This window comes from Sphingomonas sp. ABOLG (assembly GCF_003950435.1).
Classification (GTDB): domain Bacteria; phylum Pseudomonadota; class Alphaproteobacteria; order Sphingomonadales; family Sphingomonadaceae; genus Sphingomonas; species Sphingomonas panaciterrae.
The window spans coordinates 119487-135282 of sequence record NZ_QQWW01000010.1; the positions used below are offsets into that span (position 1 = coordinate 119487).

16 protein-coding genes, 1 pseudogene and 1 riboswitch are annotated in these 15796 nt (G+C 66.5%); of the genes and pseudogenes, 9 read left to right on the top strand and 8 right to left on the bottom strand.

The genetic code is table 11. The annotated features are described in order from the left end of the window. Nucleotides 1-46: 46 nt before the first annotated feature. Nucleotides 47-155: riboswitch (TPP riboswitch) on the top strand. A 44-nt stretch (nt 156-199) separates the two neighbouring features. Both thiC and CA236_RS13020 read left to right on the top strand, forming a co-directional pair. After that, entirely contained in the window at nt 200-2086 is a 1887-nt protein-coding gene (thiC, locus tag CA236_RS13015; protein ID WP_125945922.1) for a phosphomethylpyrimidine synthase ThiC, read from the top strand. A 208-nt stretch (nt 2087-2294) separates the two neighbouring features. After that, nucleotides 2295-3215 carry a GIY-YIG nuclease family protein gene (locus tag CA236_RS13020; RefSeq protein ID WP_206430564.1) on the top strand — a complete coding sequence of 307 codons (921 nt, stop codon included), beginning with the start codon at nt 2295-2297 and terminating at the stop codon, nt 3213-3215. On the opposite strand, the pseudogene CA236_RS13025 reads toward CA236_RS13020, so the two are convergent. The 3 genes and pseudogenes from CA236_RS13025 to CA236_RS13035 form a co-directional block, all read right to left on the bottom strand. Beyond that, nucleotides 3209-3418 (bottom strand): annotated as a pseudogene (locus tag CA236_RS13025) (Txe/YoeB family addiction module toxin); the annotation flags it as partial. The gene CA236_RS13020 and the pseudogene CA236_RS13025 overlap by 7 nt on opposite strands. A gap of 68 nt (nt 3419-3486) precedes the next feature. Then, complete coding sequence (locus tag CA236_RS13030; RefSeq protein ID WP_125945924.1) at nt 3487-3753, bottom strand: type II toxin-antitoxin system RelE/ParE family toxin; 267 nt, start codon at nt 3751-3753, stop codon at nt 3487-3489. Continuing rightward, nucleotides 3737-3955 (bottom strand): TraY domain-containing protein, encoded by a 219-nt coding sequence (locus CA236_RS13035; protein ID WP_046409818.1) that lies wholly within the window; start codon nt 3953-3955, stop codon nt 3737-3739. Before CA236_RS13035 ends, CA236_RS13030 begins: the two co-directional genes overlap by 17 nt. A gap of 117 nt (nt 3956-4072) precedes the next feature. Between CA236_RS13035 and CA236_RS13040 the strand changes: the two genes are divergently transcribed. The 3 genes from CA236_RS13040 to dapF all read left to right on the top strand — a co-directional run bounded on the left by CA236_RS13040 (nt 4073) and on the right by dapF (nt 6370). Then, entirely contained in the window at nt 4073-4807 is a 735-nt protein-coding gene (locus tag CA236_RS13040; protein WP_241212648.1) for a phosphatase PAP2 family protein, read from the top strand. A gap of 107 nt (nt 4808-4914) precedes the next feature. After that, nucleotides 4915-5370 carry a DUF6456 domain-containing protein gene (locus CA236_RS13045; protein WP_186313997.1) on the top strand — a complete coding sequence of 152 codons (456 nt, stop codon included), beginning with the start codon at nt 4915-4917 and terminating at the stop codon, nt 5368-5370. A gap of 76 nt (nt 5371-5446) precedes the next feature. Further along, entirely contained in the window at nt 5447-6370 is a 924-nt protein-coding gene (gene dapF, locus CA236_RS13050) for a diaminopimelate epimerase (protein ID WP_125945926.1), read from the top strand. A gap of 43 nt (nt 6371-6413) precedes the next feature. Here the strand turns inward: dapF and CA236_RS13055 are convergent, their stop codons facing one another. The 3 genes from CA236_RS13055 to CA236_RS13065 are packed head-to-tail and all read right to left on the bottom strand — an operon-like array spanning nt 6414 to nt 8377. Continuing rightward, nucleotides 6414-7157, bottom strand: coding sequence for a thioredoxin domain-containing protein (locus CA236_RS13055; RefSeq protein WP_125945927.1), 744 nt, complete (start codon nt 7155-7157; stop codon nt 6414-6416). 39 nt (nt 7158-7196) lie between these two features. Next, complete coding sequence (locus CA236_RS13060; protein WP_125945928.1) at nt 7197-7868, bottom strand: thioredoxin domain-containing protein; 672 nt, start codon at nt 7866-7868, stop codon at nt 7197-7199. Further along, entirely contained in the window at nt 7865-8377 is a 513-nt protein-coding gene (locus CA236_RS13065; protein WP_231621964.1) for a DciA family protein, read from the bottom strand. Before CA236_RS13065 ends, CA236_RS13060 begins: the two co-directional genes overlap by 4 nt. Nucleotides 8378-8433: 56 nt before the next feature. Here CA236_RS13065 and CA236_RS13070 point away from each other — a divergent pair, with 56 nt between their 5' ends. The 3 genes from CA236_RS13070 to nudC are packed head-to-tail and all read left to right on the top strand — an operon-like array spanning nt 8434 to nt 11671. Continuing rightward, nucleotides 8434-9441, top strand: a complete 1008-nt coding sequence (locus tag CA236_RS13070; protein ID WP_125945950.1) for an A/G-specific adenine glycosylase — start codon at nt 8434-8436, stop codon at nt 9439-9441. Beyond that, nucleotides 9438-10796, top strand: a complete 1359-nt coding sequence (locus tag CA236_RS13075) for a serine hydrolase domain-containing protein (protein ID WP_125945929.1) — start codon at nt 9438-9440, stop codon at nt 10794-10796. The genes CA236_RS13070 and CA236_RS13075 overlap by 4 nt, the downstream gene beginning before the upstream one ends. Nucleotides 10797-10810: 14 nt before the next feature. Further along, on the top strand, nt 10811-11671 hold the full coding sequence (gene nudC / locus CA236_RS13080; RefSeq protein WP_125945951.1) for an NAD(+) diphosphatase: 861 nt from the start codon (nt 10811-10813) through the stop codon (nt 11669-11671). Nucleotides 11672-11722: 51 nt separating this feature from the next. Here the strand turns inward: nudC and CA236_RS13085 are convergent, their stop codons facing one another. Both CA236_RS13085 and CA236_RS13090 read right to left on the bottom strand, forming a co-directional pair. Next, nucleotides 11723-13834: a S9 family peptidase gene (locus CA236_RS13085; protein WP_125945952.1), complete on the bottom strand. Its 2112-nt coding sequence runs from the start codon at nt 13832-13834 to the stop codon at nt 11723-11725. A 66-nt stretch (nt 13835-13900) separates the two neighbouring features. Continuing rightward, entirely contained in the window at nt 13901-14791 is an 891-nt protein-coding gene (locus tag CA236_RS13090) for a prephenate dehydratase (protein WP_125945930.1), read from the bottom strand. Between the two features lie 100 nt (nt 14792-14891). Between CA236_RS13090 and CA236_RS13095 the strand changes: the two genes are divergently transcribed. After that, nucleotides 14892-15614: a cytochrome c family protein gene (locus tag CA236_RS13095; RefSeq protein ID WP_125945931.1), complete on the top strand. Its 723-nt coding sequence runs from the start codon at nt 14892-14894 to the stop codon at nt 15612-15614. The last annotated feature ends 182 nt before the right edge of the window (nt 15615-15796 follow it).

The window sequence follows — 15796 nt, forward strand, 5'->3', positions numbered from 1 at the left end:
ACCGATCGCGCCCGGCTTTACCGCGCCGGCGCAGGCGCGTAGAACGGCTATATCCCCGGGGGACCGCTGACGGCGGTTGAGAGGGGGGCACGAGCCCCCGACCCGCTGAACCTGATCCGGTTGACACCGGCGGAGGGAGGGAGCGGCGCGCCACCACCGGCAATCCGTCTTTCGCTCTTCGGCTATTGGAGAGTGAGACATGGCCGACGTAGATTCCCCCATCGCAGCACGCGGCGCCATCGGCGTCACCACCGGCCCGATCCGCGGCAGCCGCAAGATCCACGTTGCGGTCCCCGGAAACCCGAAGGTGCAGGTCGCGATGCGCGCGATCGATCTGGAGCCGGGCTGCGGCGAACCCCCGCTCAACGTCTATGACACGTCGGGCCCCTACACCGACCCGAACGTCCGCATCGACATCAACGCCGGCCTGCCGCAGCTGCGCCGTGAGTGGATCATGGCCCGCGGCGACGTCGAGGCGTATGACGCGCGCGAGATTCGCCCGGAGGACAACGGCCAGCTCGGCCCCGACCGCTCCGGCGGCGTCCAGCCCTTCCCCAATGTCGTGAAGCGCCCCCTGCGCGCCAAGCCGGGGCAGAACGTCAGCCAGATGCACTACGCCCGCCGCGGCATCATCACGCCCGAGATGGAATATGTCGCCACGCGCGAAAACCTCGGCCGCGAGATGCTGCGCGAATACGCCCGCGACGGCGAAAGCTTCGGCGCCGCCATCCCCGATTACGTCACGCCCGAGTTCGTCCGTGACGAGGTCGCCCGCGGCCGCGCGATCATCCCCAACAACATCAACCACCCCGAATCCGAGCCGATGGCGATCGGCCGCAACTTCCTGGTCAAGATCAACGCCAACATCGGCAACAGCGCCGTCGCCAGCAACGTCGCGACCGAGGTCGACAAGCTCGTCTGGGCGATCCGCTGGGGCGCCGACACGGTGATGGACCTCAGCACCGGCCGCAACATCCACGACACGCGCGAATGGATCATCCGCAACTCGCCCGTCCCGATCGGCACCGTGCCGATCTACCAGGCGCTGGAGAAGGTCGGCGGCATCGCCGAGGACCTGACGTGGGAGATCTTCCGCGACACGCTGATCGAGCAGGCCGAACAGGGCGTCGACTATTTCACCATCCACGCCGGCGTCCGCCTGCCGTACGTGCCGCTCACCGCCAAGCGCGTCACCGGCATCGTCAGCCGCGGCGGCTCGATCATGGCGAAATGGTGCCTCGCGCACCACAAGGAGAGCTTCCTCTACGAGCGCTTCGACGAGATCACCGAGATCATGAAGGCCTATGACATCGCCTATTCGCTGGGCGATGGCCTGCGCCCCGGCTCGATAGCCGACGCCAATGACGAGGCGCAGTTCGCCGAACTCTACACGCTGGGCGAACTGACCAAGCGCGCCTGGGCGCAGGACGTTCAGGTGATGATCGAGGGGCCCGGCCACGTGCCGATGCACAAGATCAAGGAGAATATGGACAAGCAGCTGGAGGCGTGCGGTGAGGCACCCTTCTACACGCTCGGGCCGCTGACCACCGATATCGCGCCGGGTTATGACCATATCACCAGCGGCATCGGTGCGGCGATGATCGGTTGGTATGGCACGGCGATGCTTTGCTACGTCACGCCCAAGGAGCATCTCGGCCTCCCCGATCGTGACGACGTGAAGGTCGGCGTGGTGACGTACAAGCTCGCCGCCCACGCCGCCGATCTGGCCAAGGGGCACCCCGCGGCCAAGATGCGCGACGATGCCCTGTCGCGCGCCCGCTTCGAATTCCGCTGGCGCGACCAGTTCAACCTCAGCCTCGATCCCGACACGGCGGAAAAGTACCACGATCAGACGCTGCCCGCCGAAGGCGCCAAGACCGCCCATTTCTGCTCGATGTGCGGGCCGAAGTTCTGCTCGATGAAGATCACGCAGGAAGTGCGCGACTTCGCCCGGCTGCAGAACCAGGGCAGCGAAGGCTTCATCGCCACCGAAGAGGCGGAAGCCGGCATGGCAAAGATGAGCAACGTCTACGAGGAAACCGGCCGCGAACTCTACATGGGCGCCGGTGACCGCGAACACGATTGACACTGCCGACGCGCGATCGTTTCTCCCGTACCCGCGGCCCACCAGCCGCGGGTACAATCGTTTTGGGGGGCACGCCTGTCGGTCGCTCCGCTAGCCTGCTTGAGAAAATTGATCGCGGACTCTTAGTGCCTTCAAGCGGACACGAACTCGATTGAGCATAGCGGTTCCGGGCGCTACGATCTGAATGTTGCAAGTTGGGAGCAAGAGTTTGGCTAGCGTCTTTGGTCGAACGATCCAGCTCTTCTTGGTTGATGGCACCCCTGTCGGATTGCGCAAGGCTACCATCCATGGATGGACGGGGCTTACGTTCGTGGCCACCGATGCCACATTTGCGGCGCTTACGGCGCGGCCAGAACTGGATCGAACGGGAGTCTACATTCTCTTTGGTCCCGATCCTGTAAAAGACGGAGCTATTCGTGCCTATATCGGATCAGCAAACAGCGTTGCCGAGCGAATTAAGCAAAGCGCCGCCCAGCGGGGATTCTGGCAAACCGCGATTGCCGTAACCACGAGCGATGACGATCTTTCGAAGGGACACGTCGAGTATCTTGAAGCAAGGCTGATCCAAATGGCACTTGCCGCGAAGCGTGCCGAACTCGACAATGCCACCTTTCCTACCGAGCACCGCCGCCGACTCCCAGAGGCCGATCAGGCGAACATGGAGCAGTTCCTATTGAACCTGCAGATCATTCTGCCGGTCGTCGGTTTGGATATGCTGAAGCCTCAGCCAAGAGCGGTGGCTGAATTATCCACCCCGGCAGAGCAGAGAACGGCGCAGGATATTAAGTTTGAAATCCGGCACCGCTCGGGCGTGGTCGCTGAGGCGGTCGAAGAGGATGGTGAGTTCATCGTTCTCGAGGGCTCCCGATGCCTCACAGATACCGGATACGTTGGCACCACTTATTCGGTGCTGAAGCAGTCGCTGATCGAAGAAAAGTTCCTCACACCGGTGGGCGACGGCTTCCTGGCGTTCGTCAGGCCATATTCGTTTAGTAGCCCGTCTGCAGCAGCCGCAGTGATTCTAGATCGAAATTCAAACGGACGAACCGAGTGGAAGGTCAAAGGGTCTAAACAGACGTACGCCGACTGGAAGATCCAACAGGCGGTGAACACCCCGATCTCTCAATAATGATACCGGCACTGCGCAATCTCCAGCGTCTGCGCGTCGCCACTGCCGCTCACCCGGTACACCAGCCGATGTTCGCGATTGATCCGGCGGGACCACCAGCCGGTCAGGTTGCCGCCGAGCGGCTCGGGCTTGCCGGTGCCGCGAAACGGGTCACGCTGGCATTCCTTGATCAGCGCATTGACGCGCTCCAGCCCGCGCCGATCGTCGCCGTGTCAGCGAATATATTAGATCTGGCAGAGTGCCCCGACCGCCGCAGGCTGGATTGCGCGCCTCACCGATAAACCTCCCGGCGATGCGCCACCCGCACGACGAGGATCGTCACCCGCTCATCCTCGATCTGCGCGATCACGCGATAGTCACCGACCCGCCACCGCCAGTAGCCCGCGTGCTCCCCAACCAATGCGCTGCCGATCGTGCGGGGATCGTCGGCGGCCGCGATCTGCTCTTCCAGCGTTTTGACAATCCGCCGGGCGGCCTGCCGGTCGAGCGCCTTGAGTTCCTTTGCCGCGGCCGGAACGAACTCAATCGTCCAGGCCAAGCTCGGCCTTCAGCGCAGCGAGCGGAATCGCGTCGGCAGAACGGAAATCCTTCATCCGCTCCTCGGCGAGGTAGAAATCCTCGAGGTCATCCAGGTGCGCCTCGATCGCCTCGCGCGCATAGAAGGTCTTGGTTCGGCCAGTCCGCCGCGCCAGCGCTTCGAGCCGCCGTTCAGTTTCGTCGGGCAATCGTACTGCCAGCATCTGAGCCTCCTGCTATACCAATATAGCAACACGCCGCCCAAGGCTCAACGACCCGCCGCCGCCCGCCCCCCTAACAAGGGGACTGCGCACCCGCCTTTCCCTGCTACACCCCCCGGCATGGCTCCCGAATCCCCGCTCGCGCATCTTGCCGACACGCCCGCCACGCCGGATCAGACCGCGCCGCAGGGGATCACCCATCCACCCTATGCCTTTATCGCGCTTGCGGCGCTGGCGGGGGCGGTGCTGATCGTCGCGCTGCTCGGCGGGACGATCGCGCGCGGCACGCAGTTCGATTTCGACCATGCGATCATGCTGGCGCTGCGCACATCGGGCGATCTTTCCACCCCGATCGGCCCGTCATGGCTGCAATCGGCGATGATCGACATCACCGCGCTGGGCGGCGGCACCGTGCTGACGCTGATCGTCATCCTGACAGTCGGCTTTCTTCTCACCTGCCGCCATTATCTCACCGCCGCGCTGGTCCTGGGGGGCACCATATCGGGGTCGCTCGCGATTTCGCTGGGGAAGCAACTCGTCGGGCGCGATCGCCCCGCGCTGGTCGATCATCTGGTGGAGGTCGCCTCCGCCAGTTTCCCCAGCGGTCATGCCGGGAACAGTGCGATCATCTATTTCACCATTGCCCTGATGGTGATGCAGATCGTGCCGCGCGCCGCCGCGCGCCGGTACATCTTCGGTGCGGCACTCGCGCTGGTCGGCCTGATCGGGTTCAGCCGCGTCTATCTGGGGGTGCACTGGCCCAGCGACGTGCTGGCCGGATGGAGCGCGGGCGCGCTGTGGGCGCTCGCCTGGTGGGCGCTGGGTTCCTGGCTGCGGCTGCGCCGCCACGCCTGACGCCGTTCCCGGCGTATAGCGCGTGCGCCGATCGTCTCCGCTGTCCTACAGGCGCCGCCCCGTGGCAGGAGCTTGTGCGGAACGCAAGGAGAACATTGCCGATGCGGATGCTGGAGGAGCGCGGGATCGCGCCGGACGGGCGGCTGTTGGCGCGGCGCCGCGGCGGGCGAAGCGTCACCGTCAATGTCGCCGAATCGCCGCTGTCCTGGCTCAGCGCGCGCGGCCTCGTCGATGCGCGGCAGGTGGAGGCGGGGGAGCGGTTGCGCACTGATTATGAGCGGGCTGCGATCGCGCCATCGGTCACCATGCGCTGGTCCGCGCGCGTCGATGGCGGGGCAGGGACGGGGCTCGATCCGACCAGCGCGCATCTCGCCGCGCGCGGGCGGTTCGATGCGGCGATGGCCGGCGTCGGACGCGGCCTCTCCGACGTGCTGTGGCGGGTGGTGTGCGCAGGCGAGGGGCTGCCGGTCGCCGAAAAGGCGCTCGGCTGGCCGGCGCGCTCGGGCCGGCTGGTGCTCACCATGGCGCTCGATCGCCTCGCCGATCATTATCGGCTGCCATAGTCGCAGCGCCCGGCACCTGCGGTGTGTCCCCGCCGCTGCTTGCGTACCGGAAGCAGGCGGCCGATATGCCGCCGCCATGCGCTTCGACATCATCAAATGCCACGGCTCGGGTAACGATTTCGCGTTGATCGACGCGCGTGGCCTGGACCTCCCCGACACCGCCTGGGCGGATGTCGCCCGTGCGCTCGCCGATCGCGCGGGGCCGGTCGGCGGCGACGGTATCCTCCTGCTGACCGACGGCGCCGGCGCGGCTGCCTTCGGCATGCGGATCTTCAACGCTGACGGGTCGGAGCCCGAAACCTGCCTCAACGGCCTGCGCTGCGTCGCGCGTGCGGGGCTGGAAGCGCTTGGGCTGGATACGGCGACCGTCCGTCTGAAGACCAGCGAGGCCGAGGTCGCGCGCGACGCCGATCTGGCGCCCGGCGTCTATACCGTGCGCGAAACCGCCGGCCCCGCGACGCTCGCCGTGGCGGATTGGCCGCTTCATGGCGAGGGGGAACAGATCATCGACCGCCCGATCGCGCGCCTGTCCCCGACGCTCGCGTTCACCGCGGTCGCCATCCCCAATCCGCACCTCATCGCCTTCGTCGACGAGGTGGACGAGGCGGAGCTGGTCCGTATCGGCGCGATCTGCGAGGCCGCGCCCGACTGGCTCCCCAACCGCGCGAACGTGTCATTCGTTCACATGCGCAATGATCGAGAAGTTTACGTCCGCACCTTCGAACGCGGCGTCGGCCTCACCAACGCCTGCGGCAGCGCGATGGGCGCGTCGACCTTTGTCGCGGGGCTGACCGGTCGTCTGCCGTTCGACCAGCCGATCACCGTGCGCAACCGCGGCGGGCTGGTCCGCGCCTCCGCCTCGGCGGACGGCATGGTCACGCTCAGCGGCAATGCGACCTTCGAATGGTCGGGGTCGGTGACGGTAAAGGATGGCCGCGCGCACGACCTGATCGTCACGGAGCGCCGGGCGGACGAGATCGACGCCTGGGCGCGCATCTGATCCCGCCGCCGCCCCGCGGGCGGCAGCGGGAGCGAATGATGGGTTAAGCGCCGGCGGCCTTAAGCGCCTGCTCGACCTGCGGCCAGGACGCGCCGTCGATCTTCTCGCCGTTCAGGAAGAAGGTCGGCGTGCCGGTGACCTGCTTGTCACGCATGGCGACTTCGGAAACCTTGGCCAGATCTTCGATCCCCTTCGTGTCGGCCAGACACTGGCGCGCCTGCGCTTCGGTCAGCCCGCGCTGCTTCACGAAATCGAGATAGCCGAGATGCTCGACCCAGGCCGCGGCCTGCTGCGCCGGCGTCATGCTCTGCAGGCGCTGCTGGAAGTCCTGCGGCACGCTTTCCAGCTTGGACAGGAACTGGTCCTGGTCGACGAACATCTGCTCCAGCATGCCGAAGAACGGTGCCGGGCCGGCGCACTGGCCGAGCAGCGCGACGCCAAGGTCCGGCGCATGGACCAGGAAGTCGCGGAACTCGTACGAAACCTTGCCGCTCTTGATGTAATTGTCTTCCAGCGGGCGAGTCGCGGTCCGGCCGAAATTGCCGCAGGTCGGGCAGGTACGCGAACCATATTCGACCAGCTTCAGCGGCGCGTTGGGATTGCCCATCACATAGCCGCCGTCCGCCGTCTTCGACACCGTCTGGGTCCAGTCCTGCCCGGCCGGCGCCGGCGCGGCGGCGATCGAATTGGGCGCGGCGGTGTTGGTGGTGTTGCCGTCGCCACAGGCAGCGAGCAGCGCCAGCGCGGCACCCATGATCGGGGCGGCGGCGGCAAGACGCAGGTTCATGCTTTTACTCCGTTGAACAGATGGTTCGGGTGTCGGGCGTCACTTGGCGCCCGCTTTGCGCAGCATCGGTTCGAGCGCCGCCCAATCGGCGTTCTCGATCAGCTTGCCGTTCAGTTCAAAGGTCGGCGTGCCCTTGATCTTGCCCTGCATCGCCTGCGCCACCTTCAGCGTCGCATTGACGTTCGCCTCGTTGCTGAAACAGGCGTTGATCGCAGGATCGGTCATGCCGGCGACCTTGGCGATGTCGATCAGCCCGGCGCCCTTGGCCAGCGTGCGCATCTTTTCGCCCTGGTTGTTGCCAGCCGGATTCTGCCCGCCGACCGGATCGAAGGCGACCGCCTTGTTCAGCCATTCCTCCTGCCGGTCGAACAGCATCTCGTGCATCTTGGGGAACAGCCGGGGGCCGGAACAGCGCGCCAGCGTCGCGGCGACCAGATCGTAGCGATCATGCACCGAACTGCGGATCTCCACGCTGGTGGAGCCGGATGCGATCATCTGCCCCTTCAGCACCTTGGCCGAATCGCGGGTGAAATGGCCGCAATGCGGGCAGGTGTAGCTGACATATTCGACCAGCTTCACCTTCGCGGCGGGATTGCCGATGACATAGCTTCCCTGCGGTGCAGGGGTGGCGACATCGGCCCAGGGGCGCTGCGTAGCGGCAGACAGGGGCGCCGTGACGGCGATGGCGGCGAGCAGGGCAAGCTTCTTCATCTGATGCTGGGCAATCCACTGGTGGCGCCGATCCCAGCGGCAAGCGCCTCCAGTACGGCCTTCAATTCAGGATCTTCGATCGTCTTCAGGCTGTTGCCCAGTTCCGCCGGCACCGGCCGCGGTTCGGGCACCGCGCGCGGCTTCGGCCGGGCGGCCACGTCGCCCTGGCGGATCGCGACCTTGGCAACGGCGGGATAGCCGAAGAATAGGTTCACCCGCTCCATGATCTCGGGGGTCACGTGCTGGATCATCACCGCATGGGCGCTGCGCGCCACCAGCGTCAGTGTGCCGTCCTGCTTCTTGCCGACGGGGAATTTGATCGATTCGGGGGCGCTTGCCGCGGCCAGCTTCTCGCCGACGATTTCCGGCCACCGCGTGACGATCGACGACTGGACGAAGCCGAAGCGACGGAACGCCGCGCCGCCGACGGCGGGCAGCAGTTCGGAAACCTGGCGCGAACGGTTGGATCGTGCCGGTTCGGCTTCGGAGGCGCGGACCCGCTTGCTCATCCCGCGTCCCATGCCATAGCCGGTACGTGGACGCCAAGCGCTCGATCGCCGACAAGTTGCTCGATTGGTACGATCGTCATCGCCGCACGCTGCCGTGGCGCGCGGCGCCGGGCGAGCGGCCCGACCCTTATCGCGTGTGGCTGTCCGAAGTGATGCTGCAGCAGACGACGGTGGCGACGGTGCGTCCGCGATTCGAGGCGTGGGTGGCGCGCTGGCCCGACGCGGCGAGCTTGGCCGCGGCCGACGAGGCGGAGGTGATGGCCGCCTGGGCAGGGCTCGGCTATTATGCCCGCGCCCGCAACCTGGTACGTGCGGCCCGCGCGATCGCGACCGATCATGGCGGCGCGCTGCCCGATACCGAGGAGGCGCTGCGCGCGCTGCCGGGGCTGGGCGATTATACCGCGGCGGCGGTGGCGGCGATCGCCTTTGGCCGCCGCGCGGTCGTGGTGGACGCCAATGTCGAACGGGTGGTGGCGCGGCTGTTCCGGGCAGCCGGGAAGCCCGCCGTGCGCGCCGCGGCGGATACGGTGACGCCTGACAGGCGCGCGGGCGATTTCGCGCAGGCCATGATGGACCTCGGCTCGGCAATCTGCACCCCCACGCGCCCGAAGTGCCTGCTCTGCCCGCTGGCGAGGGATTGCGCCGCGCATGCCGCGGGCGAAGAAGAAGCGTACCCGGTGAAGCCGGCGAAGAAGCCGCGACCGGCGCGGTTCGGCACGATCTACTGGCTGGAGCGCGAGCAGGCCGACGGCGCACGCGAGGTACTGCTGGTCCGCCGCCCGGCCAAGGGCCTGCTCGGCGGCATGCGCGCGCTGCCGACCGGGCCGTGGGAGGACAGCCAGCCCGGGCTCAGCGGTGCGCCCGTAGCGGCCGACTGGCTGATGCTGAACCAAAGTGTCGCCCATGGATTCACCCACTTCACGTTGGAACTCGCGCTTGCCGTCGCGCGGCTGGACGCGCATTCAGCGTCGGCCGATGGCGAATGGTGGCCGGTGGATGAACTCGCCGGCGCTGGATTGCCGACGGTGTTCGCCAAAGCGGCGGCGGCGATAGGGAGGGAATGATGAGGGGCAAGTGGCTGGTCGGAACAGTGGCGGCAGTGGCGCTGGCGGCGGGAGTCGGCTCCGCCCGGCAAGCCCAGCCTGCCCCGCAGCCCAGCCCGCAACCCGCACCCGCAACCGGCGCACAGCGCGGCAATCCGCTGCTGACCGAAACGCAGGCGCTGTTCGATGGCCTGGTCCAATCGAACAAGATGCCCGGCATCGTCGGCGCGTTCGGCATTGGTGATTTCCCCACGCAGTTCGTCTCAGCCGGGAAGATCGCGGACGGCGCCAATGCGCCCGCCGCCGGCCCGGACAGCCTGTGGCGCATCTATTCGATGACGAAGCCGATCACCGGCATCGCCGCGACGCTGCTGGTGGAGGACGGCAAGATCAGCCTAGACGATCCGGTCAGCAAATACATTCCCGGCTTTGCCAACATGCGGGTGCTGACCAGCCCCGACACGTCGCTGGACAGCGTGCCGGCAAAGAACCCGATCCTGATCCGCAACCTCCTCACCCACACGGCGGGCCTCGGCTACAATATCTCGGCCAAGGGCCCGCTGCTGAAGGAATATGAGCGGCTGGGCATCCTGCCGGCGCAGGTGAACACGCAGCTGGAGGCGAAGGCACGCACCACGCGACCCGCCACGCTGGCGGAGTTCGCGAACCGCGTCGCCAGCGTGCCACTGATCGCGGAGCCGGGCACCAAATGGGTCTATTCGATCGGCCTCGACGTGATGGGCGCGGTGATCGAGAAGGCGAGCGGCATGCCGTTCGACCGCTTCGTCCAGACGCGGCTGCTCGATCCGCTCGGCATGACCTCCACCTATTGGAGCGTGCCGGCGAGCGAGATGGGGCGGTTGTCGACCAATTACGTGTTCGTTGGCGACAATCGCACCCCGATCGATCCGGGTGCGACCTCGGTCTACCTCCAGCCGCCGAGCTTTCCCTATGGCGGCGCGGGCCTGGTATCGAGCGCGCGCGATTATGACCGCTTCCTCCACATGCTCAGCAACGGCGGCACGCTGGACGGCAAGCAGGTGATGAAGCAGGAGACGGCGGCGCTGGCGATGTCCAACCTGTTGCCGGCGGGCGTTGCCTTTGGTGGCATCGGCGGCGGCACCGGCGGCGCCATGTCGGCCAAGATGGGCTTTGGCGCTGGCGGATCGGTCTATCTGGAGGACGCACCCAACGGTGGTCCGTCGAAGGGCACCTACGGCTGGGGCGGCGCGGCGGGCACGATCGCCTGGGTCGATCCGGCGCGAAAGATGCGCGGCACGGTGATGGTGCAATATTTTCCGGCCGAGAAATGGGGCCTGCGGCAGAGCATCCCTGCGGCGCTTGCCCGCGACACGATGCGGATGCGCGCGAAGTGAGCGGGGCACAGGCAATGCCGGGCTTTACCGGCGGCACGCTGAGCCGAGTCGCCGACCATCGCAACGACGCCGAGGCATTCGCCGCCGCGATGGGCGACTGGCGCGCGCGGCTGCTGAAGCTCGATGGTTACGACCCGGAGATCACCGAGGATGGCCGCCTCGGCTGGACGATGGTGACCGAGGCGCCCGACGACGCCCATATCGTGCTTCTCGGCTTCGACGAGGGACGGCCGCGCTTCGCCGCCGCGCCCGAAGGGGTGCCAGCGCCACCGCTCCGCTCGCCCGCGCTGTTCCGCGCGCTGGACCAGCTGGAGGCGGGTGAGGCGGCGACCTATGCCATGGCGCGTTCGGTGCTCGACTGGAACGCGCGGCATCGCTTCTGCGCGAACTGCGGCACACTGACCGAATCCTTCCGCGCCGGCTGGGGGCGCAAGTGCGGCAATTGCGCGACCGAGCATTTCCCGCGCGTCGACCCGGTGGTGATCATGATCGCCGAACATGACGGCCGCGCATTGCTGGGCCGCCAGCCGAGCTGGCCGGCGGGGCGTTACTCGGCGCTGGCGGGCTTCCTGGAACCGGGCGAATCGATCGAGGAAGCGGTGGCGCGCGAGATCCAGGAAGAGGCAGGCGTCAGCGTCTCCGGCGTGCGCTATGTCGCGAGCCAGCCCTGGCCGTTCCCCTCGCAGCTGATGATCGCCTGCGTCGGCATCGCCGATGATGACGCCATCACGTTGGACGAGAACGAGCTGGAAAAGGCCGGCTGGTTCACGCGTGACGAGGTGCGCGCTGCGCTTGCCGGCGACGGACCCTTCGTGGCGCCGCCGAGCTATGCCATCGCGCATACCCTGCTGACGCGCTGGGCGGCGGCGGAATAAACTCAGGCCATCACCCCGGCACAATCCGGGGTGATGGCCAGACGCTTGCGGTTACTCCGCAGCGCCGAGCTGCTGGAGGACGAAGGCGCCCCATTCGGCATTCTGACGGTAGCGTTCGAAGCGGCCGGACTTGCCGCCGTGGCCGGCCTCCATGTTCACGCGGAACAGCAGCGGATTGCTGTCGGTCTTCTTCTCACGCAGGCGCGCGACCCACTTGGCGGGCTCGTAATATTGCACCTGGCTGTCCCACAGGCCGGTGCCGACGTACATTGCCGGATAGTTCTTCGCCGCCACCTGATCATAGGGCGAGTAGCTGAGCATATACTCGTAATATTGCTTCTGCGCCGGATTGCCCCACTCATCATATTCGAAGGTGGTGAGGGGGATGGACGCGTCGAGCATCGTCGTCACCACATCAACGAACGGCACCTGCGCGACGATCACCTTGTAATCCTCGGGCGCCATGTTCGCGACCGCGCCCATCAGCAGGCCGCCGGCCGAACCACCCATCGCCGCGACCCTGTCCTTGGCGGCATATTTCTGCGCGACGAGATGGCGCGTCACGTCGATGAAGTCGGTGAAGCTGTTCTTTTTCTTCAGCAGATGGCCGTCGTCATACCATTGGCGGCCCATTTCCTGCCCGCCGCGGATGTGCGCGATGGCATAGACGACACCGCGATCGAGCAGGCCGATGCGGCCCGGGTCGACCGATGGATCGGTCGAGGATCCGTAGCTGCCATAGGCATATTGGAAGAGCGGGGCGGTGCCGTCGCGCTTCACACCCTTCTTGTAGACCAGGCTGACCGGGATCTTGGTGCCGTCCTGCGCCGTCGCCCAGACCCGCTCGGTGACATAATTGGCCGGATCATAGCCGGGGACGGGCGCTACCTTCAGCACGCGGCGCTCGCCCGTCTTCGCATTCACCTCATAGGTGGTCGTCGGGGTGACGAGCGATCCGTAGGTGTAGCGCACCCACGGCGTGTCCGGCTCCTCATTGACGTCCAGCGTCATGCGATAGGCGGGTTCGTCCGCCTTGACCGGGATCGAGGTGCCCGCGGCATCGAGCAGGCGGATCATTCGGTTGCCGCCCTCGCGCTGGTCGATCGCGATGAAGCCGGCGAACGGCTTGAAATTCTCGATGAAGACGGTGTCGCTGGCCGGCGTCAGCGCCTTCCACGCCGCCGTTCCGCCGGCGACCGCATCGTCCGCCACCGTCATCAGCGTATAATTTTTGTGATTGAGGTTGGTGCGGATGATCCAGCGGCCGTCCATGTGATCGGCCGAATAGCGCAGATCGCGCTTGCGAGGCGCGATCGTCTGGAAGCTGGCCGGCGCGGTCGCAGCGGGCGCGCAACGCTGCTCGTTGCTGACGGTCGACTGGACGAAGACGCAGATGAAGCGATCGTCCGTGGTGCGGCCGATGCCCATCTGGAACGTGTCGTCCTTCTCCTCGTAGAGCAGTCTGTCCTGCGCCACCGGCGTGCCCAGGACGTGCGCCATCACCTTGTAGCCGCGCAGCGTGGTCGGATCCTTGGCGACATACAGGATCGTGCGATTGTCACCGGCCCAGACGATGTTGGGCTCCGCGTTGGTGATCGTGTCGCTGAGCAATTGCCCGGTGGCGAGGTCCTTCACCTTCAGCGTGTACTGACGGCGGCCGACGGTATCTTCGGCATAGGCGACCAGGCGATTGTCCGGGCTGACCTGCCAGTCGCTCAGCGCGAAGAAGCTGCGGTCCTTCGCCATCGCCGGCTGGTCGAACAGGATCTCGGCCGGCGCCGTCTTCTCGCCCTTGCGGCGCTCGATGATCGGATAATTGGCACCGGTCTCGAACCGCGTCTGATACCAATAGCCGTTCTTGCGGTAGGGGACGCTGCTGTCGTCCTGTTTGATGTGGCTGACCGTCTCCTGGTACAACCGGTCCTGCAGCGGCTTCAGCGAGGCGAGCGCGGCATCGGTGTAGCCGTTTTCCGCGTTCAGATAGGCGAGCATTTCCGGGTTCTTCCGGGTGTCGTCGCGCAGCCAGTAATATTCGTCGGTCCGCGTGCCATTGGGCGAGGTGACCTGATGCGGCTTCTTCGCCGGCCGCGGCGGGGCCGGCATCTGCGCAGCGGCGCTGGCCGCCACAGTGAAGGCTACGCCAGCAAGCAATATCGTCCGCATCATCAACCCCCACACCATGTCGTTGCTTGTGATACGACAGGCGCGGCAGGACGCAAGCCGCCCGGCTCAGCCGCGCTTGCGCGCCTGCCGATAGGTGCCCAGCACGCGCACCCATTTGGTGTGGAAGCCCAGTTCCTCCATCGCGCGGTCGAAGTTCAGGTCACCGGGCTTCCCTTCCACATCGGCGTAGAAATCCGACGCGGCAAAGGTCCCGCCGCGCTGGTAGCTTTCCAGCTTGGTCATGTTGACGCCGTTGGTGGCAAAGCCGCCCAGCGCCTTGTACAGCGCGGCCGGCACGTTCTTCACCTCGAAGATGAACGTCGTCATCCACGGCCCGTCGCCGACCGGCGGCTTGCCGCCACGCGCCAGCACCACGAAACGGGTCATGTTGTGATCCGCGTCGGCAATGTCGGTGGCGAAGAGGTTCAGCCCGTAGATGTCGGCGGCCGCGGGCGGGGCGAGCGCGGCGATCGACGGCACGTTGCGCTCCGCCACCTCGGCGGCGGCGCCCGCCGTATCCGGATAGGCCACGGGGCGGATATCATGCGCCTTCAGCCAGTGGCGGCATTGCCCCAGCGCCTGCGGATGGCTCATCGCCTCGCGCACATCGGCCCGCTCGCCCACCCCCATCAGCGCGTGGCGAATCGGCAGGAAATGCTCGCCCGTGATGACCAGCCCGGATTCGGGCAGCAGGAAGTGGATGTCCGCGACGCGCCCGTGCAGCGAATTCTCGATCGGGATCATCGCGCGATCGGCGATCCCGCGCTTCACCGCGTCGATCGCATCCTCGAACGAAAAGCACGGCAGCGGCAGCGCGTCGGGAAAGGCTTCGCGCACCGCGACATGGCTGTTTGCGCCCGGAGCTCCCTGAAAAGCCACCGTTCGTTCGGGCGCGTTTTCGGCGGCCGCGATCATGCTGGCGACGATCGGACGGGCTGGCGCTGCGAAGTTTTCCATCGTTCTGACCGCTAAGCGACGATCTTGTTCGTCTCAAGCGCTTGCCGTTCGCCAAGGGCTTTTCTATGGACGCACGACTTTGGAGGGGTGACCTTAGACAATGGATGATCGCACCAACACGATTGCAGGCTGGGTTCTTGCTGCCTGTGGCGCCGCGCTGGGGCTGTCGATCGCCGGTGGCATGATCTTCCATTCGGGCGAAGTGGAGAAGCAGGGCTACCCGATCGAAGCAGCCGAGGAGGCTGGCGGCGGCGGCGCGGCCGAGGTTCCGATCGCGACCCTGCTGGCGAGCGCGGATGCCGCCAAGGGCGCCGACGTTTTCAAGAAGTGCGCTGCCTGCCACACCATCAACCAGGGTGGCGCCAACGGCATCGGGCCGAACCTGTACGCCATCATGGGCGATCCGGTCGCGCATGGCCGCGGCGGCTTTGCCTTCACCGATGCGCTGAAGAAGGTCGGCGGCAACTGGGACTTCGACAAGATGAACGCGTGGCTCACCAGCCCGCGTAAGTTCGCGCCGGGCACCAAGATGACCTTTGCCGGCCTGTCGAACCCGCAGGATCGCGCCAATCTGATCCTGTACATGAACCAGCAGGGCTCGAACCTGCCGCTGCCGGCAGCACCGGCGGCGGGCGAGGCACCGGCCACCGACGGCGGCAATGCGGTCGAGGGCGCCGGCGGCGCTGCGCCGGAAGCGGCCAATGCGGTCGACGCGGTCGCCACCGACGTGCGCGGCGAAACCGGTGACATCGCCAATGCCGCGACGCCGGCAAGCGGCGCGCCGTCGGTCGATCCGGCTGCGCAGAAGCAGACCGGCCGATAAGGGAAGGGCCGGCGTGCAGTTCCCCCCTCTACTTTCCCCCTCTTGCTACCTTCCTTTTCTCCCTCCCTTTTCCGTCCCTTTCTCCCCTCTCTCGTCTTCCTCCTTCTCCCCTTTCCTTTTCCCCTCCCTTCTTCTCTTATTTTCCCTCCATTGCTCTTTCCTCCCTTATCTTCTCCTCTTCC